The organism is Lysobacter stagni, from assembly GCF_030053425.1.
GTDB lineage: Bacteria > Pseudomonadota > Gammaproteobacteria > Xanthomonadales > Xanthomonadaceae > Lysobacter_J > Lysobacter_J stagni.
Window position 1 is genome coordinate 3,291,942 of record NZ_JASGBI010000001.1, and the last position, 22,585, is coordinate 3,314,526.

A 22,585-nucleotide genomic window follows, 5' to 3' on the forward strand; every position below is an offset into this window, starting at 1 on the left:
TTGTATCAGTCCGCCTCGACGAATGCGACCCGCCATGCGGCATTTGTCTTTGCACGCGCCGGCGCGCGCGCCTTCACGCGGGAGGCGTGAGGGCCCGTTCAGGCGATGCCGGCGGCTGCACCGCCCAGCGGAACAGGCGCTGCGGGGACACCGATCCGCCTTCACGCTGCCCCATGCCCAGGCAGCGCCCCGCCTCCGAGAACACGGCGATCGGGCCCTCGGCCCCCGGGGCACACGGCACCGCCTGGCCCAGGCCCAGCCGGCGGGCGGCTTCGGCGTCCAGCTCGACACGCGGAAAAGCGGTGAGCCCCGCCTCCACCGGCAGCAGGCAGCGCTCCAGGGCGCCCTCGCCTTCACGCGCGAGGAGCTCACGCAGCGCCTCCAACGTGAACATGCGCGGCTCGCGAAACGGGTCGACCCAGAGACGGCGCAGCGTCGCCACGTGCGCGCCGCAGCCCAGGGTCTCGCCAAGGTCCCGCACGAGGCTGCGCACGTAGGTCCCTGAGCCGCACTCCACGTGAAGCCGCAGCCGGGGACCCTCGTGCTCGATCAGGTCCAGGCGGTGCACGACGACGTCACGTTCTGGCGCCTCGATGGCCTCCCCGCGACGCGCCTTCGCGTACAGCGGCTCGCCGCCCTGCTTCAGCGCGGAGAAGATCGGAGCGCGCTGGCGGATCGACCCGCGCAGCGGCGCGAGCGCGGCCTCGATATCGGCCGCGGCAAGCGCAGGCACGGGACGTTCGCGCAGGGGCGCGCCGTCGGCGTCGTCGGAATCGGTGGTCAGGCCGAACACGGCGGTGGTCTCGTAGGCCTTGGACGATCCGAGCAGCAGGCCGGCGATCTTGGTCGCCTCGCCGAAGCACAGCGGCAGAAGGCCGGTCGCCAGCGGATCCAGGCTGCCGGTGTGCCCGCCCTTCTCTGCCCGGAACAGGTGGCGGGCCTGCTGCAACGCCTGGTTGGAACTCAGCCCCTGGGGCTTGTCGAGCAGCAGGATGCCGTCGAGTGAGCGGAAGCGGGTCTTGGCTTTCGTCATGGATCGTCCGCTGATGCCATCGTCCGGGGCGCGCCGTTGCGGCCGATCTTGCGCCTGATCGGCCGCGGCGGCAAAGCCGGGGTCGGCCGGCCATCGCCGGCGCGGATGCACCCGTCGGGTTACCCGGAGAGGAAGTAGGAAACCTGCACGACGCAGGCGGTCTGGCGACCGGGGTTCAGTCGTCCGCGCTGTCGTCGGACGGGCCCGACTGCTCGCGCAGCAGGTTGCCGATGCGCTCGCCGCGGTCCACGGAATCGTCGTAGTGGAAATGCAGTTCCGGCACGTGGCGCATCTTCACCGCGCGGCCGAGCTGGAAGCGAATCTGCGGGGCCAGTTCCTTCAGTGCCTTCACGGCCTCCTTGGAACGTTCCTGCTGCAGAGCGGTGACGAACACCTTGGCGTGCGCCAGGTCGCGCGTGACTTCGACATCGGACACGCTGACCGACGGCAGGCCGTGCTCACGCACGACCTCGTGCACCAGCGTGCCCAGCTCGCGACGGAGCTGGGCGGAAACGCGGTCGGTGCGATGGAACGACTTGCCTGCCATGTTCTTCAATTACAGCGTGCGCTGGACTTCGATACGCTCGAAGCACTCGATCTGGTCGCCCGGCTTGACGTCGTTGTACGCCTTCACGCCGATGCCGCACTCGGTGCCGTTGCGCACTTCCTCGACGTTCTCCTTGAAGCGACGCAGCGATTCCAGCTCGCCCTCGAAGATGACGGCGTTGTCGCGCAGCACGCGGATCGGCTTGTGGCGCTTGACCACGCCCTCGATGACCATGCAGCCGGCCACCGCGCCGAACTTGGAGCTGCGGAACACATCGCGCACTTCCGCGGTACCGATGATCTCTTCGCGGATCTCGACGCCGAGGATGCCCGACGCCACCTGCTTCACCTGGTCGATCACGTCATAGATGATCGAGAAGTAACGCAGGTCGAGGGCGTTGGACTCGATCACCTTGCGGGCCGATGCGTCGGCACGGACGTTGAAGCCGATGATGGTGGCCTTCGCCGTGAGCGCCGCGTTCGCGTCGGACTCGGTGATGCCGCCCACGCCGGAGCTGATCACGTTGATGCGGATCTGGTCGTTGGACAGCGCCGTCAGCGACTGGCGCAGTGCTTCGACCGAACCCTGCACGTCGGCCTTGACGACAAGGTTGAGGCTCAGCTGGCCCTCGCCCTTGCCCATCTGGGCCATGATGTCTTCCATGCGGTTACCCGCAGCGGCGACCAGGCGCGACTCGCGACGCTTGGCATCGCGCTGCTGCGCGACGTCCTTGGCCAGGCGCTCGTCGTCGACGACCACGAAGTCGTCGCCCGCATCCGGCACGCCGGACAGACCCAGCACCTGCACCGGAATCGACGGGCCGGCCTTGTCTACCTGCTTGCCGGTTTCGTCGAACAGCGCACGCACGCGGCCGTACTGCACGCCGCACACGAGGTAGTCGCCCTTCTTGAGTTCGCCCGCCTGGACCAGCACGGTCGCAACCGGACCGCGGCCCTTGTCGAGCGCGGATTCGATCACGGTGCCGGTGGCGCGGCCGGTCGGCACGGCCTGGAGCTCCAGCACCTCGGCCTGCAGCGAGATCGCGTCGAGCAGGTCGTCAACGCCCAGGCCGGTCTTCGCGGACAGCTCGACCATCTGGGTGTCGCCACCGAACTCCTCGGCCACGATCTCCTCGCCCAGCAGTTCGTTCTTCACGCGCAGCGGGTCGGCGTCGGACTTGTCCATCTTGTTGATCGCCACGATCAGCGGCACGCCGGCCGCCTTCGCATGCTGGATGGCTTCCTTCGTCTGCGGCATGACGCCGTCGTCGGCGGCCACCACGATCACCACAATGTCGGTGAGCTTGGCGCCGCGAGCGCGCATCGAGGTGAACGCGGCGTGGCCCGGGGTGTCGAGGAAGCTGATGACTCCCTTGTCCGTCTCCACGTGGTACGCGCCGATGTGCTGGGTGATGCCGCCGGCTTCGCCGGAGGCCACCTTGGTACGGCGGATGTAGTCGAGCAGCGAGGTCTTGCCGTGGTCGACGTGACCCATGATGGTGACCACCGGCGGACGCGGTGCCTTGTCACCCTGCGTCTCCTCGACGTGGGCCAGCAGCGCGTCTTCGGCGGTGTCGGCATCGGCCTTGACCACGACGTGGCCCAGCTCTTCCGTCACCAGTGCGGCGGTGTCGTGGTCGATGGCCTGGTTGATGGTCGCCATGACGCCCATCTTGAACAGCGCCTTCACCACGTCGCCGCCCTTCAGCGCCATCTTCTGCGCGAGATCCGCGACAGTGATGGTTTCGCCAATGGCGACCTCGCGCACGATCGGCGCGGTCGGACGGGTGAAGCCGCTGCCCGAACGGGACTGCTCGGCCTGGCGACGCGTCGGCTTGGATTTGCCGCGCGAGCTGGCGCCACGGCGGGCGCGCTCGGAGGCGCTCAGGTGCATCTGGCCGGCGAAACGGTTGGTGCGATCGTCGTCCTCGACGGTCGCGACCATCGCGTGCGAGCCGCGGGTCTTGTGCGCGGGCGTGCCACGTGCCGGTTCAGGGGCGCGCGGTGCGGCGGGCTTGGGATGGCCGTGACCGTGGCCGTGACCGACCGCGGCCGGCTTGCGGACCGGCTCGTCTTCCGAGGCGATCGCGCTGGCGTCGGCCAGCTTGGCGCGCTGTTCTTCCTCGGCCTTCGCACGTGCGATTTCCTCGGCCTCGCGGCGGACCGCCTCGGCTTCGTCCGCGCGACGCTTGTCGTCCGCCGCCAGGCGCTGCTGCTCGGCGATGTTGCGCTGCTTGGATTCCTCCAGCTTGCGCAGGATCTCGGAGCGCTCGTCGTCGCTGCCGGCCGCCGGGGATGCCTCGTTCGGCTTGACCAGCGTGACTTTCTTGCGCACGACGACGTCGACCGTCGTCTTGTTCTTGCCGCCGCCGACCGTGATTTCCTGCTTGCGGCTGCGGTTGAGCGTGATCTTCTTCGAGGCCTCGCCCGGCTCTTCGGCCTTGTCGGCCTTGCCATGAGCGCGCTTGAGGAAGCCGAGCAGCTTGACTTTCTCGATGCTGGTCACGACCTGGTCGGGGCCGCTGAAGGTCATGCCGGCCTCGGCCAGCTGCTCCAGCAACTTCTCGACCGGCGTGTTCACCAGTTCGGCCAGCTTGCGGATGGTGGTTTGCTGCGACATTCGGATTCCGTGTCCTCTTGGCGCGGGACGGGTCCCGTGCGTGTTGGCGTCATTCTAGCCCCGTGTTCCAGGGCAGGCCGACGCGGTATTCATTCGAACCAGTGCTTGCGCGCTTCCATGATCAGCGCGGCGGCACGGGTCTGGTCGATGCCTTCGATATCGGTCAGTTCGTCGGTGGCCATGTCCGCCAGGTCGTCGCGGGTGACCACGCCGCGCGCGGCGAGCGCGTAGGCGGTGGCCTCGTCCATGCCGTCCAGGCCCAGCAGGTCGGCCGCCGGCTGGTGCTCCTCGAGCTCCTCTTCGGCGGCCAGCGCCTCGTTGAGCAGCGCGTCGCGGGCACGCGAACGCAGCTCCTCGACGATGTCCTCGTCGAAGCCCTCGACCGCCAGCAGCTCGCCGACGGGCACGTAGGCGATTTCCTCGACCGTGCTGAAGCCTTCCGAGACCAGGATGCCGGCGATCTCCTCGTCAACCTCCAGCTTGTCCTGGAACAGCTGGCGCGCGGAGGCCTGCTCGGACTCGGACTTGGCGGTGACCTGGTCCTGCGTCATCACGTTGAGCTGCCAGCCCGACAGGCGGCTGGCCAGGCGGACGTTCTGGCCGCCCTTGCCGATCGCCTGGGCCAGGCGGTCCTCGGCCACGGCCAGGTCCATCGAGTGCTTCTCTTCATCGACGATGATCGACTGCACCTCGGCCGGCGCCATCGCGTTGATGACGAACTGGGCCGGGTTGTCGGACCACAGCACGATGTCCACGCGCTCGCCGTTCAGCTCGTTGCTGACGGCCTGCACGCGCGAGCCGCGCATGCCGATGCAGGCGCCGATGGGATCGGTGCGGTTGTCGTGCGCCAGCACGGCGATCTTGGCGCGGTCGCCCGGATCGCGGGCGCAGGCCTTGATCGACACCAGGCCCTGGCCGACTTCCGGCACTTCGAGCTTGAACAGTTCGATCATGAATTCCGGTGCGGCGCGGCTGATGAACAGCTGCGGGCCGCGCGGCTCGCTGCGCACGTCGAACAGGTAACCGCGAACGCGGTCGCCGGTGCGGAGCACGTCGCGGGGGATGCCCTTGTCCTTCGGGATGATCGCTTCGGCGTTGCCGCCCAGGTCGACGTAGATGTTGCCGCGCTCCACGCGCTTGACCACGCCGGTGACCAGCTCGCCGACGCGATCCTTCCATGCGTCAACGACCTGCTGGCGCTCGGCCTCGCGCACGCGCTGCACGATCACCTGCTTGGCGGCCTGTGCGGCGATGCGGCCGAACTCGGGGTTCTCGATCTGCTCTTCGATGTAATCGCCGACTTCCACGCCCTCGACTTCATCGATGGCGTCCATCATGCGGATCTGGCGGTCCGGCGATTCCATGACCACGTCGTCGGCCACGACTTCCATGCGACGGAAGGTCTCGTAACTGCCGTCCTTCTGGTCGATCGACACGCGAACCAGCACGTCCTCGTCGTGATAGCGCTTCTTCGCGGCAGAGGCCAGCGCGGCCTCGATGGCCTCGAAGATGACCTCGCGCGGCACGCCTTTCTCATTGGCGACGGCATCAACGACCAGCAACAGTTCCTTGCTCATCTTTCTAACTCCGCACGGTCGGCGACAGTGTTGCCGCCGGCATTGGGTGGTGATTTGGTTGGTTACTTCTTCGCCTTCGAAGCGCTGCCTTTCGGCCCGCCCTTCGCTGGCTTGTCCTTGCCCGGCTTGACCGGAGCGAACCCCAGCGCGGCCCAGTCCGGGACCAGCCGCGCCTTGTCGATGTTGCCGGACGGCACGACGAACTCGCCCGTCTCCAGCAGGAACACCACGTTGTCGCCTTCCACGCGCGCGATCTGCGCCTGCAGACGACGGCGACCGTCCTGCGGGAGCTTGAGGCCGACCTTCGCGGTCTGCCCGGCGAAACGCACGAAATGCTCCAGCGTGAACAACGGGCGGTCCAGACCGGGCGACGACACTTCCAGCGTGTACTGACCGCTGATGGGGTCCTCGACGTCGAGCTGTGCCGACACCTCGCGGCTCACCGCCTCGCAGTCCTCGATCGTCACCGAACGCGGCTGGCCATCCTCGCCCACGGCCTCGTCGGCCGGCACGTCGATGTACAGGCGCAGCACGGCACTGCCCGGCGCCGCCAGGTACTCCGCGCCCAGCAACTCGACACCCAGCGATGCAATCGTCGGGGCGAGCAGGTTCGCGATTTCGACTGCTTTATCCGTCACGCGTCTGACTCCCACTGGCGATCGACGATCGCCGCACTGCTCCGATGGTCCGGCCTGCGAACGCACTTTCCGAGCACAAAAACGACAAGAGGCCCTTGCGGGCCCCTTGTCCGTACAGCTGGATTTCGGTGCGACCGTGCGAGCAGAGCACGATCACCAAGCCCGAGCCTTTGGCCTTGGGAAAGCCCGGGATCCCGGACTTTCCGAGGGCCTCCATCAGGCCCTGGCCGAAGCTGGTAGCGGGGGCAGGATTTGAACCTGCGACCTTCGGGTTATGAGCCCGACGAGCTGCCAGACTGCTCCACCCCGCATCAGGCCGACCATCATAACGGCCGACATAAAACTGCGCAAGCCCGATTCATGAATTAAATCGGATTTGCGCGTAACTCCTTGCTCAGCCCGCGAATGCGCGCTGGCACCACGCCATGATCGGACTCCACGCAAGACCCAGCGCCAGCAGCGCAAGCGCGTTGACACCGAAGGCGATGCGCAGCGGGCGATCGTCGCTGGCCTGCAGCGCCTCGCCTTCCGGCTCGTCGAAATACATGGCCTTGATGACGCGCAGATAGTAGAACGCGCCAACGACGGCGAACACGATGCCGACGATCGCCAGCCACAGCATGTCGCCCTGCAACGCGGCACGCAGCACGGCCAGCTTGGCCCAGAAGCCAAGGAACGGCGGCACGCCGGCCAGCGAAGCCATGACGCACAGGATCAGGCCCGCCATCCACGGATTGCGCGCATTGAGGCCCTTGTAGTCGTCGATGCGATCGGCCTCGAAACCACGGCGCGACAGCACGATGATCGCGCCGAAGGCCGCGGCCGACATGATCGAGTAGCTGATCGCGTAGAACAGCGCGGCGGCGAAGCCCTCGCGCCCGCCGCCGGCCAGGCCGACGAACAGGAAGCCGACGTGCGACACCGTCGAGTAGGCAAGCAGACGCTTGAGATTGCTCTGCACCATCGCGCTCAGGTTGCCGATGGCCAGCGACAGCACCGCGGTGACGGCAAGCATCAGGCGCCACTGCTCCTCGAACGGCGCGGCGCCGATCTCGAGCAGGCGATAGGTCATGCCGAACGCGGCCAGCTTCGGCGCGGAGCCGATGAAGAGCGTGATCGGCGTCGGCGCACCGTGGTACACGTCCGGCAGCCACATGTGGAACGGCGCGGCACCGAACTTGAAGGCGATGCCGGCGACGATGAACACCACGCCGGTGATCAGCATCAGCGAGGACTTGTTGGCCTGCGCGGCGACGGCGATCTGATCCAGCTGCAGCGTGCCGGTCGAGCCGTACACCAGCGAGAGGCCGTACAGCAGCAGACCCGACGCAAGCGCGCCCAGCACGAAGTACTTGATGGCCGCTTCGGAGGCGAGCGGGCTGTCGCGGTCGACCGCGACCAGCGCGTACGAGCACAGCGCGAGCATTTCCAGGCCCAGGTACACCATCACCAGGCTTCCGGCCGACACCAGCAGCATCATGCCCGCGGTGGCGAACAGCATCAGCACGGACACCTCGCCCTTGTACAGCTCGCGGGCACGCAGGTACGGCCAGGTGTAGATCATCGCCAGGATGCCAACGATGCCGATGGTCACCTTCATGACGTCTGCCGCGATGTCGCGGATGAACATCCCGCTGAGCACGGTGCCCTGCCCGCCCACGCCGGTGGCGACCATGACGGTGGCGATCGCCAGCACGGCGATCGCGAACAGGTGGCTGACGACGCGTCGGCGCTCGTCCAGGAACAGGTCGAGCATCAGCAGCGCGAACGCGCCGAGGATCACCACCAGCTCGGGCAGCAGCGGCTGGATGTCGGCAAAGGTGCGGACAGGCATGTTCATGCGCTACAACCTCAAAGCTTCGACGCGGCGAGCTGCGTCGCCAGATTCGCAATCGACGGTTCCATCAGGTCCGTCAGCGGCTTCGGCCACAGGCCCAGCACCAGCACACCCGCCGCGAACACGCCCAGCACGAACGCCTCGCGTGGGTTGATGTCCTCCAGCTCGGCGACGTGCGCGTTGGCCACCTCGCCCCAGATCGTGCGCTTGACCAGCCACAGCGTGTACGCCGCGCCGATGATCAGCGTGGTCGCCGCGATGAAACCGATCAGCGGATGCGCGCGGAAGCTGGCCAGGATGACCATGAACTCGCCGACGAAGCCGGAGGTGCCCGGCAGACCCGAGTTGGCCATCGCGAACAGCACCATGAACGCCGCGAACCAGGGCATCACGTTGGCCACGCCGCCGTAGTCCTTGATCATGCGGGTATGCATGCGGTCGTACAGCACGCCGACGCAGGAGAACATCGCACCCGACACGAAGCCGTGGCTGATCATCTGCACCATGGCGCCCTGCAGGCCCAGGCGTGCGGTCTCGGTGCTGCCGTAGTCGCGCACCAGCACGAAGGCGATGAACGTGCCCAGCGTGACGAAACCCATGTGCGAGACGGACGAGTACGCGATGAGCTTCTTCATGTCGTCCTGCGCCAGGGCGACCAGACCGACGTAGACCACCGCGATCAGGCTCAGCGCAATCACCAGCCACGCGTACTCGGCGCCGGCGTCGGGGACGATCGGCAGCACGAAGCGCACGAAACCGTAACCACCGATCTTCAGCATGATCGCGGCCAGGATCACCGAACCGGCCGTGGGCGCCTCGACGTGCGCGTCCGGCAACCAGGTGTGGACCGGGAACATCGGCACCTTGACCGCGAAGGCGATCAGGAATCCGAAGAACAGCCACATCTGCTCGGTCGCTGTCAGCGGCAGCGCGTACATGTCCGACAGCTGCCAGCTGCCACCCTTCAGGTACAGGTAGATCAACCCGACCAGCATGAACAGCGAGCCGAGGAACGTGTACAGGAAGAACTTGATCGACGCGTACACGCGACGCGGGCCACCCCACACGCCGATGATGATGAACATCGGGATGAGCATGCCTTCGAAGAACACGTAGAACAGCATCGCGTCCAGCGCGGCGAACACGCCCACCATCAGGCCTTCGAGGATCAGGAAGGCGGCGTAGTACTGGGCCACCCGCTTCTCGATCGACGTCCACGCACCGATCATCGCCAGCAGCGTGGTCAACGTGGTCAGCGCGATCAGCGCCACCGAAATACCGTCCACGCCGAGGTGGTAACGGATGTCGTAGGCCGGGATCCACTCGCGGTTCTCGACGAACTGCATCGAGGCGGTGGTCATGTCGAAACCGGTCAGCAACGGCACGCTGGCCAGCAGCGTCAGCAGGGCGATGCCGGTGGCGAACCAGCGCGCCGCACCGGCACGCTCGTTGCCGAAGGCCATCGTTGCCAGGCCGCCGAGAATCGGCAGCCAGATCAGCAGGCTGAGCAGGAAGGAAGTGCTCTGCAAGGGCTCGGGGTTCACGTCGGGTCCTTGTTTATCAGCGCCAGAAGCGGATCAGCACGGCCAGTAGTGCAATCAGGCCGAGGATCATCGCGAACGCGTAGTGGTAGAGGTAACCGGACTGCATCCGGCGGGTAAGACGGGCGACGAGGTCGACGACACGCGCACTGCCATTGACCGCGACACCGTCAATGACGTGCGTGTCGATGGCGCGCGACGCCTTGCCCAGGCCCAGACCGCCGCCTGCGAAGCCGTCGATCCAGAGCTTGTCGAAGCCGTACTTGTTCTCGAGCACGCGCACCGGCCAGGCGAACAGCTTGCGGGCCTTCGCCGGCAGCTCGGGTTTCCACCAGTACATGACGGTGGCAAGCGCGAAGCCCGCCAGCGTCAACCAGAAGGCGGGCGCCTGGAAGCCGTGCAGCGCGTACTTGAGCGGGCCGTGCCAGGCCTCCTCGCTCACCAGCGCGACCGTGTCGCGCGCAGCGTCGAGGTCGATCGCGCCCAGGAAGAACGGCAGCTGCTTGTGATGGCCGGCGACGTCCGTGCCGAACAACATCGGACCTGCGGTGAGGTAGCCGATCAGCACCGAGGGGATCGCCAGCAGCATCAGCGGGACGGTCACCACCCACGGCGACTCGTGCGGCGTGTGCGCGTGGTGGTCGTCATGGCCGTGACCGTGATCGTCGTGACCGTGCTTCGCATCGTGGCCATGCTCCTCGGCGAGCGCGGTCTCGTGCTCGGTCGAATCGGCCTCGGGCGCGACGTAGTGGTCCGGCAGCGGATCGTGGAAGCGCTCCTTGCCGTGGAAGGTGAGGTACAGCAGACGGAAACTGTAGAACGCGGTGACGAACGCGCCCAGCAGCACGGCCCAGTAGGCGTACGTCGCCACCCAGCTGTGCGCCTCGTGGGCGTGATGCGCGGCAGCCTCGATGATGGTGTCCTTCGAGTAGAAGCCGCTGAAGAACGGCGTGCCGATCAGCGCCAGCGTGCCCAGCAGCATCGTCCAGTACGTGATGGGCATGTACTTCTTCAGGCCGCCCATGCGGCGCATGTCCTGCTCGTGGTGCATGCCGATGATGACCGAACCGGCACCGAGGAACAGCAGCGCCTTGAAGAAGGCATGCGTCATCAGGTGGTACACACCCGCGCTGTACGCCGAGACACCCAGCGCCACCGTCATGTAACCCAGCTGCGACAGCGTGGAGTACGCGACGACGCGCTTGATGTCGTTCTGCACGATGCCGATCAGGCCCGTCCAGAAGGCAGTGGTGGCGCCGATGAAGAGCACGAAGGTCAGCGCGGTGTCCGACAGCTCGAACAGCGGCGACATGCGGGCGACCATGAAGATGCCCGCGGTCACCATCGTCGCGGCGTGGATCAGCGCGGAGATCGGCGTCGGGCCTTCCATCGAGTCGGGCAGCCACACGTGCAGCGGCACCTGGGCCGACTTGCCCATCGCGCCGATGAAGAGGCAGATGCAGATGACGGTCATCAGCGACCAGCCAGCGATCGGCGACAGCCAGCTGCCGGTCTGCGCGAGCACCGGCCAGGCGTGCTGCAGCTGCGCCATGGCAACGGACGGTTCGCCGGCACGGGCGAACACGGTGCCGTAATCGAGCGAGCCGAAGGCCATCAGCACGCCGGCGATGCCGAGCAGGAAGCCGAAGTCGCCGACGCGGTTGACCAGGAACGCCTTGAGGTTGGCGAACACCGCGGTCGGACGCTTGAACCAGAAGCCGATCAGCAGGTACGACACCAGGCCCACTGCTTCCCAGCCGAAGAACAGCTGCAGGAAGTTGTTGCTCATCACGAGCATCAACATCGAGAAGGTGAACAGCGAGATGTAGCTGAAGAAGCGCTGGTAACCGTCGTCCTCGGCCATGTAGCCGATGGTGTAGATGTGCACCAGCAGCGAGACGAAGGTGACGACCACCATCATCATCGCGGTCAGCCTGTCGACCATGAAGCCGACGTGCGCGTCGATGCCGCCCACCTGGAACCAGGTGTAGATGTTCTCGTTGAACGGCGCGGCGCCATGCATCAGTTGCCACAGCACCTGCATGGACAACAGGCAGCTGATGGCGACGCCGAGGATGGTCACCCAGTGTGCGCCGGCGCGGCCGACCTGGCGACGGAACAAGCCGGCGATGATGGCGCCCAGCAACGGCGCCAGCACGACCGCCAGCAGTACGGTCTTGGAGATAGCGTGCTCCACGATAGCGTTCTCCACCGCGTCAGCCCTTCAGCGAATCGATTTCGGCGACGTTGATCGTGCGCCGGTTGCGGAACAGCGTGACCAGGATCGCCAGGCCGATGGCGGCCTCGGCAGCGGCCACGGTCAGGATGAAGAACACGAACACCTGGCCCGCCGGATCGGACAACTGGCGCGAGAACGCGACGAAGTTGATGTTCACCGCGAGCAGCAGCAGCTCCAGCGACATCAGCAGCATGATCACGTTCTTGCGGTTCAGGAAAATGCCCGCGACGCTGATGCAGAACAGCACCGCACCCAGCGCGAGGTAATGACCGAGCGCCAGCCCGGCTCCGAAGAATTCGCTCACGGCTTGCCCTCCTCTGCCGGAACTTCCGCCGCCGGCGCGACCGGCTTGACGGCGTCCATCTTGACGATGCGCACGCGATCGGCGGCGCGGACGCGCGCCTGCGCGGACGGATTCTGGTGGCGGGCGCCCGTGCGACGACGCAGCGTCAGCATCACCGCCGCGATCACCGCGACGGTCAGGATGGCCGCTGCCACCTCGAACGGAAGCAGGAACTGGGTGAACAGCGCACGGGCGATCCACTGCGTGTTGCCCGCCGCCGACGGATCGGCCGGGAACGCCGTGACGACGTTGGCCTTCACTCCGATCAGCGTCAGCATCTCGACGAGCATGATCACCGCGACCACCAGCCCGACCGGCAGGTAGCGCACGTAACCTTCGCGCAGGGGCGCAACGTCGATGTCGAGCATCATCACCACGAACAGCAGCAGCACCATCACCGCGCCGACGTAGACCAGGATGAGCGCCACGCCGAGGAACTCGGCACCGGCGATGATCCAGGTGCAGGCGACGGAGAAGAAGGTCAGCACGAGCAGCAGGACCGCGTGCACGGGGTTCTTCACGCTGATCACGCCGACGGCGGCAACCGTGGCGCAGGCGGCGAAGACGAAGAAGGCAATCTGGGCGAGATCCATGTTCGTCAGGCCCTCAACGGAAAGGTGCGTCGGCGGCGCGGCGCTCGGCGATCTCCGCCTCGAGGCGGTCGCCGATGGCCAGCAGCTGCTGCTTGGTAACGATGTTCTGGCCGCGCTTGTCGAAGTGGTATTCGTGCACGTGCGTCTCGACGATCGAGTCGACCGGGCAGGACTCTTCGCAGAAGCCGCAGAAGATGCACTTGAACAGGTCGATGTCGTAGCGCGTGGTGCGGCGGGTGCCGTCCTCGCGCTTGGTCGAATCGATGGTGATCGCCAGCGCGGGGCACACGGCCTCGCACAGCTTGCAGGCGATGCAGCGCTCTTCACCGTTCGGATAGCGGCGCAGTGCGTGCACACCGCGGAAGCGCGGCGACTGCGGCGTCTTCTCCATCGGGTACATCAGCGTGTACTTGGGCTTGAACAGGTACTTGCCCGTGAGAGCCAGTCCCTGCACCAGCTCGATGAGCAGCAGGCTCTTGAAGTAGGAAACGATGCGATTCATGCCTGATGCCCCTTACACGCCGGGCTCGAAGATTTTGAAGTACGCCATCACCGCCACCACGCAGATCCAGGCGATGGTGAGCGGAATGAACACCTTCCAGCCCAGGCGCATGATCTGGTCGTAGCGGTAACGCGGGAACGACGCGCGGAACCAGATGAAGCAGCTGGCGAAGAAGAAGACCTTGGCGAACAGCCACCACCAGCCGTCGACCGACAGTACCGGGATGCCCAGCCCGTGGAACGGGCTCAGCCAGCCGCCGACGAAGAAGATCGAGACCAGGAAGCTGATCAGGATCATGTTCGCGTATTCGGCGAGGAAGAACAGCGCGAACGCCGAACCCGAGTACTCGACCATGTGGCCGGCCACGATTTCCGACTCGCCTTCCACCACGTCGAACGGAGCGCGGTTGGTTTCGGCCACGCCGGAGATGAAGTACACGACGAACAGCGGCAGCATCGGCACCCAGAACCATTCCAGCGCGCCGGCGTTGCCGGCCTGCGCCATCACGATGTCGGTGAGGTTGAGGCTGCCGGCGCCGACCATCACGCCGACCATCGCGAAGCCCATCGCGATTTCGTACGAGACGACCTGCGCGGCGGCGCGCATGGCGCCCAGGAACGCGTACTTCGAGTTCGACGCCCAGCCGGCCAGGATGATGCCGTACACGCCCAGCGAGGTCATCGCCAGCAGGTACAGAAGGCCGGCATTGGCGTTGGACAGCACCATCTGCGTATCGAACGGCACCACGGCCCAGGCGGCGAATGCCGGGGCGAGCGCGATCAGCGGCGCGAGCTTGAACAGGAAGTTCTCCGCGCGCGTGGGCTGGATGACTTCCTTGAACAGCAGCTTGAAGACGTCGGCGAAGGCCTGGAGGATGCCCTTGCCCACGTACATGGGCCCGTGGCGCACGTGCATCCAGCCGATGAGCTTGCGCTCCCAGACCACGTAGAACGCCACGGAGATGATCACCGGCATGGCGATCAGCAGGATCTTCAGCACGATCCACACGATCGCGCCGATCATCCCGAACGACAGAAAGAACTCGCGCAGCGGGTCGACGACCTGCGTGGTGAACATTCCATTCATCGCTTACGCCCTCCCCGCCTGCACGCGGCCCGAGACAGGCGCGGTCGCGCCGTGGCCGGACTCGACCCATACGGTGCCGCGCGCGACCTTGTCGCTCACGACGACCGGCAGCGTCGCGGTACCCGCGGCGGTGTTGAACTTGCCCACCACGCCATCGGCCAGCCCCAGCGCGGACGCGTCCTGCGGGTTGAGGACCGCGCGCGGCTCGACGTTGAGCGGGTGCGACTGCAGTGCCGGGGCGCGACGTACGACCGCATCGCTGCGGTAGATCGCCACGCTCTTGGCCACTTCCAGACCGTCAGCGGCGATGCCCGGCGCCTGGCCATGGGCGACCTGCACCTCACGCATCTTCATGCTGGCGCGCAGACCCGTCAGGTCGGTGAATTCGAAACCCTTCGCCTGCAGCTCGCCACCCAGCGCACGCAGCACGCGCCAGCCGGCGCGCGCCTGGCCCGGCAGCTTGCCGCCGGCCACGGTCGCCTGCTGGCGGCCGTCGAGGTTGGTCAGCGTGGCGTCGATCTCCGGCAGCAGGCCGATCGGCAGGATCACGTCGGCGACACCGCGCGTCGAACGGCACGCGAACGTGCTGAACGCGATGACCTGGGCCGGATTCAGCGCCTTCGCCGCGGTCGCGGTGTCGGCGAAATCCAGGCCCGGCTCGATGCCGTAGAGGATGTATGCGGAACGCGCGTCGGACAGCATCGCCTGGGCATCGCGCGAGGTCGGCAGCACGCCGTAGTCGGACAGGCCGACGGCGTTGGCACCCTGCGGGATACGGTTGAGCGAGGCGCCGGTGGTGGCGGCGAAGTCGGCCGCGGCCTTGCGTATCTGCGCGGCGTGCGGGCCGTTCTCGGCCAGCGCACCGACGATCACGATCGCGCGCGTGCCGGCCTTGACGGCATCGACCAGCGCCGACTCGCCCAGCGCGGCCGCGATCTGCGACGGCGCGACGATGCGCTTGCTGGCGATGTCGAAGGTGAAGTCGAAGTCGACCGGGTTGACCACGTGCACCTTGGCGCCGCGGTTCCAGGCCTTGCGTACGCGTTGGTGCACCAGCGGCAGCTCGTGGCGGAGGTTGGAACCCACGATGACGATGACGTCGGCGTGATCGATGTCGGCCACCGGCGTGGCGAACGGAGCCGCGTCGGCGCCGTCGCTCAGGTCCAGCTGACCAATGCGGTGATCCAGGTTGCCTGTGCCCAAAGCCTCGGCCAGACGGGCCAGCAGAGCGCCCTCCTCGTTCGAGGTGGACGGATGGGCGAGGATGCCCAGGCGGTCGGCGCCGTTGTCGCGCAGGATCTTCGCGGCCTTGGCCAGCGCTTCTTCCCACGAGGCTTCACGCCATTCGCCGTCCACCTTGATCATCGGAACACTGGCGCGGTCTTCCGCGTACAGGCCCTGGTGGGAATAGCGATCACGGTCCGACAGCCAGCACTCGTTGACCGCCTCGTTGTCGCGCGGGACGCTGCGCAGGACTTCGCCGCGGCGCACGTGCAGGAACAGGTTGCTGCCCAGCGAGTCGTGATAACCCAGCGACTCGCGCGCGATCAGCTCCCACGGACGCGCCTTGAACTGGAAGACCTTGTTGGTCAGAGCGCCTACCGGGCAAACGTCGATGACGTTGCCCGACAGTTCCGTGGTCAGCGGCTTGCCGTCGAAGGTGCCGATCTGCAGGTTCTCGCCGCGGTACATGCCGCCCAGCTCGTACGTGCCGGCGATTTCCGCGGTGAAGCGGACGCAGCGCGTGCACTGGATGCAGCGGGTCATCTCGGTGGCGACCAGCGGGCCCATGTCCTCGTCCGGCACCACGCGCTTGCGCTCGGCGAAGCGGCTGACCGAACGGCCATAGCCCAGCGACAGATCCTGCAGTTCGCACTCGCCGCCCTGATCGCAGATCGGGCAATCCAGCGGGTGGTTGATCAGCAGGAATTCCATGACGTTGCGCTGCGACTTCAGCGCCTTCTCGCTGCGCGTGGTCACGCGCATGCCGTCCATCACCGGGGTGGCGCAGGCCGGCGCGGGCTTGGGCATCTTCTCGACCTCGACCAGGCACATGCGGCAGTTCGCCGCGATGGCCAGCTTGTCGTGGTAGCAGAAGCGCGGAATCGGGATACCGGCCTTGTCCGCGGCCTGGATGATCATCGAGCCCTTCGGCGCGGCCATCTCGACGCCGTCGATGAAGACGGTGACGTGGTCCGGCGGCAGGTTCGGATTGACGGGCTGTGCGCTCATGCGGCGACCTTCTCCACCACCGTGCCTGCGCGCTGGTCGTCGACCAGGAAGCGCTTGTTCACGATCGCGTATTCGAATTCATCCCAGAAATGGCGCAGGAAGCCCTGCACCGGCCACGCGGCGGCTTCGCCGAACGCGCAGATGGTGTGGCCTTCGATCTGGCCGGCCGCAGCGCGCAGCATCTGCAGGTCTTCCAGCGTGGCCTGCTTCTCGACGATGCGCGTGAGCATGCGGTACATCCAGCCAGTGCCTTCGCGGCACGGCGTGCACTGGCCGCAGCTTTCCTTGAAGTAGAACCGCGCGATGCGCTGGCAGGCGCGCACCATGCAGGCAGTCTCGTCCATGACGATGACCGCGCCCGAGCCCAGGCCCGAACCGGCCTTCTGGATCGAGTCGTAATCCATGGTGAGGCCCATCATGGTCTCGCCCGGCAGTACCGGCATCGAGGAACCACCGGGGATCACCGCCTTGATCTTCGCGCCATTGCGCATGCCGCCGGCCATCTGCAGCAGGTCGGCGAACGACGTGCCCAGGCGGATCTCGTAGTTGCCCGGCTTGGCCACGTGGCCAGACACCGAGAACACCTTCGGGCCGCCGTTGTTCGGCTTGCCCAGGTTGAGGAACCACTCCGCGCCGTTGCGGATGATCGCCGGCACCGAGGCGTAGGTCTCGGTGTTGTTGATGGTGGTCGGCTTGCCGAACAGGCCGAAGTTGGCCGGGAACGGCGGCTTGTAGCGCGGCTGGCCCTTCTTGCCTTCCAGCGACTCCATCAGCGCGGTTTCCTCACCGCAGATATAGGCGCCGGCGCCGAGCGCGCCATAGATGTCGATGTCCACGCCGCTGCCGAGCACGTTCTTGCCCAGCCAGCCGTTCTCGTAGGCTTCCTTCAGCGCCTGCTCGAAATGCTCGAACGGCTCATGGTGGAACTCGCCGCGCAGGTAGTTGTAGGCCACGGTCGAACCGGTGGCGTAGCAGGCGATCGCCATGCCCTCGACCACCGCGTGCGGGTTGTAGCGCAGGATGTCGCGGTCCTTCGCCGTGCCGGGCTCGGACTCGTCCGAGTTGCACAGGATGTACTTCTGCGTGCCGCTGCCCTTGGGCATGAAGCTCCACTTCAGGCCGGTCGGGAAACCCGCGCCGCCACGGCCGCGCAGGCCCGAAGCCTTGACCATGTCGATGACCGCGGACGGCTCCATCTTTTCGGTCAGGATCTTGCGCAGCGCTGCGTAGCCGCCGGTCTTGAGGTAGTTCTCGTACGACCACGGCGTGTCGTAGTGCAGCGTCGTGTAGACGACGTTGTGCTCCTGCGGGGCCGGACCGACCGGGCCGTAACCCTTCGAGTAGTCGTGATGCTCGTGCGCCATGGGACCCGCCTTACTTCAGGCCGTCGAGCAGCTCATCCACCTTCACGGTGTCGAGCTTCTCGTGGTAATGACCGTTGATGACCACCACCGGCGCGCCGCAGCACGCGGCCAGGCACTCTTCCTCGCGCTTGAGGAAGACGCGGCCATCGGCGGTGGACTCGCCCAGCTTGCAGCCGAGCTTCTGCTCGGCGTGGCGGACGAGGTCCTCGGCGCCGTTGAGCCAGCAGCTGATGTTGGTGCAGAAGGCCACGTTGTGGCGGCCGACCTTCTCCGTCTCGAACATCGAGTAGAAGCTGGCCACCTCGTACGCCCACACCGGCGGCAGGCCGAGATACTTGGCCACGGCCGCGATCAGTTCGTCGCTGAGCCAGCCGTCGTTCTGCTCCTGCGCGGCGTGCAGACCCTGCAGCACGGCGGAACGCTTGCGGTCCGGCGGGAACTTGGCCAGCCAGTGGTCGATGTGCGCGCGGGTCTTGTCGGACAGGGCGACCATCGGGTCGACATGCTGACAGGCCTCGAAATTTCCGGTCGCCTTCATTAGTCCAGTTTCCTCAACGGGCCGCCGCGGTCAGCGGTCGACCTCGCCGAACACGAGATCGTAGGTGCCGATCATTGCCACCACGTCGGCCAGCATGTGGCCCTTGACGATGGCGTCCATCGACGAAAGGTGTGCGAAGCCCGGTGCGCGCAGCTTCACGCGGAACGGCTTGTTGGCACCGTCGGAGACCAGATAGCAGCCGAACTCGCCCTTGGGCGCCTCGACTGCCGCGTAGGTCTCGCCGGCCGGCACGCAATAGCCTTCCGAGAACAGCTTGAAGTGGTGGATCAGGGCTTCCATGTCGTCCTTCATGTCCTCGCGGCTGGGCGGAGCGACCTTGAAGTTGTCGACGATGACCGGGCCCGGATTGGCCTTCAGCCACTTCACGCACTGCTTGATGATGCGGTTGGACTGGCGCATCTCCTCGACGCGCACCAGGTAGCGGTCGTAGCAGTCGCCGTTCACGCCCACCGGGATGTCGAAGTCGACTTCGGCGTACTTCGCGTAGGGCTGCTTCTTGCGCAGGTCCCAGGCGATGCCCGAACCGCGGATCATCGCGCCGGTCATGCCCAGGGCGAGCGCCTGTTCGGGCGACACGACGCCGATGCCGACGGTGCGCTGCTTCCAGATGCGGTTGTCGGTGAGCAGGGTCTCGTACTCGTCGACGCGCTTCGGGAAGTCGTCGGTGAAGGCGTCGAGATAGTCCAGCAGCGAGCCTTCGCGCCATTCGTTGAAGCGCTTGAGCTTGCCGCCCTTGCGCCACGGCGATTCCTTGTACTTCGGCATGCGGTCCGGCAGGTCGCGGTACACGCCGCCCGGACGGTAGTACGTGGCATGCATGCGCGCGCCGGAGACCGCCTCGTAGCAGTCCATCAGCTCTTCGCGCTCGCGGAACGCGTACAGGAACACCGCCATCGCGCCCAGGTCGAGCGCGTTGGAACCGATCCACATCAGGTGGTTCAGGATGCGGGTGATCTCGTCGAACATCGTGCGGATGTACTGCGCACGCTCCGGCGCCTCGATGCCCATCAGGGTCTCGATCGCGCGCACGTAGGCGTGCTCGTTGCACATCATCGACACGTAGTCCAGGCGATCCATGTAGCCGATCGACTGGTTGAACGGCTTGGACTCGGCCAGCTTCTCGGTGCCACGGTGCAGCAGGCCGACGTGCGGATCGGCGCGATGCACGACTTCGCCGTCCATCTCGAGGATGAGGCGGAGCACGCCGTGCGCGGCCGGGTGCTGCGGGCCGAAGTTCAGCGTGTAGTTGCGGATCTCGGCGCCGCTGCCGAGGCCCGACGTGCTGGAGATTCCGTTGGAGGACTGGGCGCTCACTTCTTCACCTCGGCGCGCTGTGCGGCTTCGCCCTGCGCGGTCTCGTAGCGGGCGTCGTCGCGAATGACGCGGGGCACGCCCACGCGCGGGTCGATCGAAACCGGCTCGTACACGACGCGCCTCTTGTTGGCGTCGTAGCGAACCTCGACGTTGCCGATCAGCGGGAAGTCCTTGCGGAACGGATGGCCGACGAAGCCGTAGTCGGTGAGGATGCGGCGCAGGTCCGGATGACCTTCGAACACGATGCCGTACAGGTCGAACGCCTCGCGCTCGAACCAGTTCAGGCCCGGCCACACGGACGAGAGCGAATCCACGACCGGCAGGTCGTCGTTGTCGGCGAACGTGCGCAGGCGCACGCGCTGGTTGTGCTGGTACGAGAGCAGGTGCGCGACCGCGGCGAAGCGGCGCTCCGGCGCGGCGGCGGCGCCATTGGGCTGCTCACCCCACACGAAACGACCGGCGCTCTTGCCTTCCACGCCACGCGAGAAGCCTTCCGAGGACACGTCGGTGTCCCACTCGTCGCTGCCGTAGCTGAGGTAGTCGACGCCGCTGAGGTCGACGGCCTGCTCGAAACCGAATTCGTCGCGCAGGGCCAACGCGGTGGCGAGCCACTGGTCGGCGGAGACGTCGAGGGTCACCTCGCCGCGCGGCTGCGCGACGACGACCAGCGCGTCGGCGAAGCGCGCGATGAGGCGATCGGCGAAAGCCTGTGCACTCTCGGCCATGTCAGCGCACGCCCTGCTTGTTGTCGCCGAAGTTCGTGCCGCGGCGGATCTTCTTCTGCAGCTGCAGGATGCCGTAGACCAGCGCTTCGGCGGTCGGCGGGCAACCCGGCACGTAGACGTCGACCGGCACCACGCGGTCGCAACCGCGCACGACCGAGTACGAGTAGTGGTAGTAGCCACCGCCGTTGGCGCAGCTGCCCATCGAGATGACCCACTTCGGGTCCGGCATCTGGTCGTAGACCTTGCGCAGCGCCGGGGCCATCTTGTTGACCAGCGTGCCGGCCACGATCATCACGTCGGACTGGCGCGGCGACGGGCGGAACACCACGCCGTAGCGATCCAGGTCCAGGCGCGCCGCACCGGCATGCATCATCTCGACCGCGCAGCAGGCCAGGCCGAACGTCATCGGCCACATCGAGCCGGTGCGCGCCCAGTTCCACAGCGCGTCCATGCTGGTGGTGACGAAGCCGTTCTGCAGCAGCGGGTTGTCGCCCTCGGGGCGCAGGATGTCATCCAGCCGCCCTTCCGGCAGCGGGTTGTGCATCAACTCAGAAACACTCTGGATCACTCCCATTCGAGTGCTCCCTTCTTCCAGACGTAGACGAAGCCGAGCAGCAGCATGCCGGCGAAGATGGCCATCTCGATCAGGCCGAGCGGACCGAGGTCGCGGAACACGGTGGCCCAGGGCACGATGAAGATGATTTCCAGGTCAAAGATGATGAACTGGATGGCGATGAGGTAATAGCGCACATCGAACTGCATGCGCGCGTCCTCGAATGCCTCGAAGCCGCATTCGTACGGCGAGAGCTTTTCAAGGGTGGGACGCTGGGGGCCGAGCACTTTGCCCACCACCAGCAGGGCGACGCCGATACCTCCGGCGACGATCAGGAACAGCAGGGTCGGCAGGTATTCGGCCAGCACTCGGTGTTCTCTCGCTTCGTATAGCTCGGTCGCCTGTGGCGACCTGGCTCGGCGGTAGCCGCCAGGGTCATCCCCGCGCGAGACCCGGCCCGCCGTACGTGCCGCACCTCGGTCGGTGGTGCTAGTTGCTGCAGTTACGTGTTATTCGGTGTGGTGCCCAAGGGGGGACTCGAACCCCCACGACTTACGTCGCTACCACCTCAAGGTAGTGCGTCTACCAATTCCGCCACCTGGGCAATCAAACCAACGTCATCACTGACGTGTTCGTCTTCCTGACCCGACCGCGCCAAATGCAAGCCCCGGTCGCTTCCGGTCATCGCTGACCGTACCCGGCTTTCCGTGCCGGGCCGATGAAAACAAAGTTTACCGCGTCCTATCAGCCGCCCGCAGGGGGCTGGGGCTTTGCCGGTTCCGGCGACTGCGTCGCGGCAGGCGCCTGCGTCGCGGCAGGCGCCTGCGTCTCGACCGGCGCCTGCACGGGCGCAGCCGGGACCGTCGCAGGCGCGTTCTGCATGGCCGGAGCCTGCGGAACGCTGGAGTTCGCCGGGGTCGTAGCCGTCGGCGCAGCCGGAACGGTGGCGTTGCCACCCTGCGCGGGCGCCGAAGGCACTTCGTCGGCCATCATGCCGGCGCTCGGCGCGGCAGCACCGGCGCGCTTGGCGGCCTTGTCCGTCGCCTGGTAGGCCATGAACAGACTGATGAGGAAGAACGCCACGGCCAGCCACTTGGTGGCCTTGGACAGGAAGTTGGCGGAACCACGCGCACCGAACACGGTGGCTGAGGCGCCGCCGCCGAAACCGGAACCGGCCTGCGCACCCGCGCCACGCTGCATGAGGATCAGCGCGACCATCGCGATTGCGATCAGCACGTAGATGACGTTGAGGATCAACAGCATCGTTAGGGTTCTGCTTATTC

At 66.5% G+C, this 22,585-nt stretch carries 20 protein-coding genes and 2 tRNA genes; all 22 read right to left on the reverse strand.

Annotated elements, in window-relative coordinates:
* Positions 1 to 73: 73 nt before the first annotated feature.
* Positions 74 to 1,033, reverse strand: coding sequence for a tRNA pseudouridine(55) synthase TruB (truB, locus tag QLQ15_RS15315; RefSeq protein WP_283213624.1), 960 nt, complete (start codon positions 1,031 to 1,033; stop codon positions 74 to 76).
* A gap of 175 nt (positions 1,034 to 1,208) precedes the next feature.
* Entirely contained in the window at positions 1,209 to 1,580 is a 372-nt protein-coding gene (gene rbfA / locus QLQ15_RS15320; protein ID WP_283214035.1) for a 30S ribosome-binding factor RbfA, read from the reverse strand.
* Between the two features lie 9 nt (positions 1,581 to 1,589).
* Positions 1,590 to 4,199, reverse strand: a complete 2,610-nt coding sequence (infB, locus tag QLQ15_RS15325; RefSeq protein ID WP_283213625.1) for a translation initiation factor IF-2 — start codon at positions 4,197 to 4,199, stop codon at positions 1,590 to 1,592.
* An 89-nt stretch (positions 4,200 to 4,288) separates the two neighbouring features.
* Positions 4,289 to 5,776, reverse strand: a complete 1,488-nt coding sequence (gene nusA, locus QLQ15_RS15330) for a transcription termination factor NusA (RefSeq protein ID WP_283213626.1) — start codon at positions 5,774 to 5,776, stop codon at positions 4,289 to 4,291.
* Between the two features lie 62 nt (positions 5,777 to 5,838).
* Positions 5,839 to 6,414 (reverse strand): ribosome maturation factor RimP, encoded by a 576-nt coding sequence (gene rimP / locus QLQ15_RS15335; RefSeq protein ID WP_283213627.1) that lies wholly within the window; start codon positions 6,412 to 6,414, stop codon positions 5,839 to 5,841.
* Between the two features lie 234 nt (positions 6,415 to 6,648).
* Positions 6,649 to 6,725, reverse strand: a tRNA-Met gene (locus QLQ15_RS15340).
* Between the two features lie 83 nt (positions 6,726 to 6,808).
* A complete protein-coding gene (nuoN, locus tag QLQ15_RS15345; RefSeq protein ID WP_283213628.1) occupies positions 6,809 to 8,254 on the reverse strand; it encodes an NADH-quinone oxidoreductase subunit NuoN in 1,446 nt (481 codons plus the stop codon).
* Between the two features lie 11 nt (positions 8,255 to 8,265).
* Entirely contained in the window at positions 8,266 to 9,762 is a 1,497-nt protein-coding gene (locus QLQ15_RS15350) for an NADH-quinone oxidoreductase subunit M (protein ID WP_283214036.1), read from the reverse strand.
* 49 nt (positions 9,763 to 9,811) lie between these two features.
* Complete coding sequence (gene nuoL / locus QLQ15_RS15355; protein WP_283213629.1) at positions 9,812 to 11,989, reverse strand: NADH-quinone oxidoreductase subunit L; 2,178 nt, start codon at positions 11,987 to 11,989, stop codon at positions 9,812 to 9,814.
* 19 nt (positions 11,990 to 12,008) lie between these two features.
* Positions 12,009 to 12,311 carry an NADH-quinone oxidoreductase subunit NuoK gene (nuoK, locus tag QLQ15_RS15360; protein ID WP_283214037.1) on the reverse strand — a complete coding sequence of 101 codons (303 nt, stop codon included), beginning with the start codon at positions 12,309 to 12,311 and terminating at the stop codon, positions 12,009 to 12,011.
* A gap of 20 nt (positions 12,312 to 12,331) precedes the next feature.
* Positions 12,332 to 12,967, reverse strand: a complete 636-nt coding sequence (locus tag QLQ15_RS15365) for an NADH-quinone oxidoreductase subunit J (protein ID WP_283213630.1) — start codon at positions 12,965 to 12,967, stop codon at positions 12,332 to 12,334.
* A gap of 13 nt (positions 12,968 to 12,980) precedes the next feature.
* Positions 12,981 to 13,469 carry an NADH-quinone oxidoreductase subunit NuoI gene (gene nuoI / locus QLQ15_RS15370; RefSeq protein WP_283213631.1) on the reverse strand — a complete coding sequence of 163 codons (489 nt, stop codon included), beginning with the start codon at positions 13,467 to 13,469 and terminating at the stop codon, positions 12,981 to 12,983.
* Between the two features lie 12 nt (positions 13,470 to 13,481).
* The gene (gene nuoH, locus QLQ15_RS15375) at positions 13,482 to 14,555 is read right to left on the reverse strand and encodes an NADH-quinone oxidoreductase subunit NuoH (protein WP_432277823.1); all 1,074 of its coding nucleotides are present in this window, start codon (positions 14,553 to 14,555) and stop codon (positions 13,482 to 13,484) included.
* A 3-nt stretch (positions 14,556 to 14,558) separates the two neighbouring features.
* On the reverse strand, positions 14,559 to 16,787 hold the full coding sequence (gene nuoG, locus QLQ15_RS15380) for an NADH-quinone oxidoreductase subunit NuoG (protein ID WP_283213632.1): 2,229 nt from the start codon (positions 16,785 to 16,787) through the stop codon (positions 14,559 to 14,561).
* On the reverse strand, positions 16,784 to 18,151 hold the full coding sequence (gene nuoF, locus QLQ15_RS15385) for an NADH-quinone oxidoreductase subunit NuoF (protein ID WP_283213633.1): 1,368 nt from the start codon (positions 18,149 to 18,151) through the stop codon (positions 16,784 to 16,786). The genes nuoG and nuoF overlap by 4 nt, the downstream gene beginning before the upstream one ends.
* 10 nt (positions 18,152 to 18,161) lie before the next feature.
* The gene (gene nuoE, locus QLQ15_RS15390; RefSeq protein ID WP_283213634.1) at positions 18,162 to 18,689 is read right to left on the reverse strand and encodes an NADH-quinone oxidoreductase subunit NuoE; all 528 of its coding nucleotides are present in this window, start codon (positions 18,687 to 18,689) and stop codon (positions 18,162 to 18,164) included.
* 30 nt (positions 18,690 to 18,719) lie between these two features.
* Positions 18,720 to 20,024, reverse strand: coding sequence for an NADH-quinone oxidoreductase subunit D (locus tag QLQ15_RS15395; protein WP_283213635.1), 1,305 nt, complete (start codon positions 20,022 to 20,024; stop codon positions 18,720 to 18,722).
* Positions 20,021 to 20,749 (reverse strand): NADH-quinone oxidoreductase subunit C, encoded by a 729-nt coding sequence (locus tag QLQ15_RS15400; RefSeq protein WP_283213636.1) that lies wholly within the window; start codon positions 20,747 to 20,749, stop codon positions 20,021 to 20,023. The genes QLQ15_RS15395 and QLQ15_RS15400 overlap by 4 nt, the downstream gene beginning before the upstream one ends.
* Position 20,750: 1 nt before the next feature.
* Positions 20,751 to 21,323, reverse strand: a complete 573-nt coding sequence (locus tag QLQ15_RS15405) for a NuoB/complex I 20 kDa subunit family protein (protein WP_283213637.1) — start codon at positions 21,321 to 21,323, stop codon at positions 20,751 to 20,753.
* Positions 21,314 to 21,670 (reverse strand): NADH-quinone oxidoreductase subunit A, encoded by a 357-nt coding sequence (locus QLQ15_RS15410; RefSeq protein ID WP_283213638.1) that lies wholly within the window; start codon positions 21,668 to 21,670, stop codon positions 21,314 to 21,316. The genes QLQ15_RS15405 and QLQ15_RS15410 overlap by 10 nt, the downstream gene beginning before the upstream one ends.
* Positions 21,671 to 21,821: 151 nt before the next feature.
* Positions 21,822 to 21,906 (reverse strand) — tRNA-Leu (locus QLQ15_RS15415).
* Positions 21,907 to 22,046: 140 nt separating this feature from the next.
* Positions 22,047 to 22,565 carry a preprotein translocase subunit SecG gene (gene secG, locus QLQ15_RS15420; protein ID WP_283213639.1) on the reverse strand — a complete coding sequence of 173 codons (519 nt, stop codon included), beginning with the start codon at positions 22,563 to 22,565 and terminating at the stop codon, positions 22,047 to 22,049.
* Positions 22,566 to 22,585: the final 20 nt, after the last annotated feature.

Coding starts and splice junctions, on each gene's coding strand:
- truB (WP_283213624.1), bottom strand. CDS start 1,033: ATGACGAAAGCCAAGACCCGCTTCCGCTCACTCGACGGCATCCTGCTG.
- rbfA (WP_283214035.1), bottom strand. CDS start 1,580: ATGGCAGGCAAGTCGTTCCATCGCACCGACCGCGTTTCCGCCCAGCTC.
- infB (WP_283213625.1), bottom strand. CDS start 4,199: ATGTCGCAGCAAACCACCATCCGCAAGCTGGCCGAACTGGTGAACACG.
- nusA (WP_283213626.1), bottom strand. CDS start 5,776: ATGAGCAAGGAACTGTTGCTGGTCGTTGATGCCGTCGCCAATGAGAAA.
- nuoN (WP_283213628.1), bottom strand. CDS start 8,254: ATGAACATGCCTGTCCGCACCTTTGCCGACATCCAGCCGCTGCTGCCC.
- QLQ15_RS15365 (WP_283213630.1), bottom strand. CDS start 12,967: ATGGATCTCGCCCAGATTGCCTTCTTCGTCTTCGCCGCCTGCGCCACG.
- nuoI (WP_283213631.1), bottom strand. CDS start 13,469: ATGAATCGCATCGTTTCCTACTTCAAGAGCCTGCTGCTCATCGAGCTG.
- nuoH (WP_432277823.1), bottom strand. CDS start 14,555: ATGAATGGAATGTTCACCACGCAGGTCGTCGACCCGCTGCGCGAGTTC.
- nuoG (WP_283213632.1), bottom strand. CDS start 16,787: ATGAGCGCACAGCCCGTCAATCCGAACCTGCCGCCGGACCACGTCACC.
- nuoF (WP_283213633.1), bottom strand. CDS start 18,151: ATGGCGCACGAGCATCACGACTACTCGAAGGGTTACGGCCCGGTCGGT.
- nuoE (WP_283213634.1), bottom strand. CDS start 18,689: ATGAAGGCGACCGGAAATTTCGAGGCCTGTCAGCATGTCGACCCGATG.
- QLQ15_RS15400 (WP_283213636.1), bottom strand. CDS start 20,749: ATGGCCGAGAGTGCACAGGCTTTCGCCGATCGCCTCATCGCGCGCTTC.
- QLQ15_RS15405 (WP_283213637.1), bottom strand. CDS start 21,323: ATGGGAGTGATCCAGAGTGTTTCTGAGTTGATGCACAACCCGCTGCCG.
- secG (WP_283213639.1), bottom strand. CDS start 22,565: ATGCTGTTGATCCTCAACGTCATCTACGTGCTGATCGCAATCGCGATG.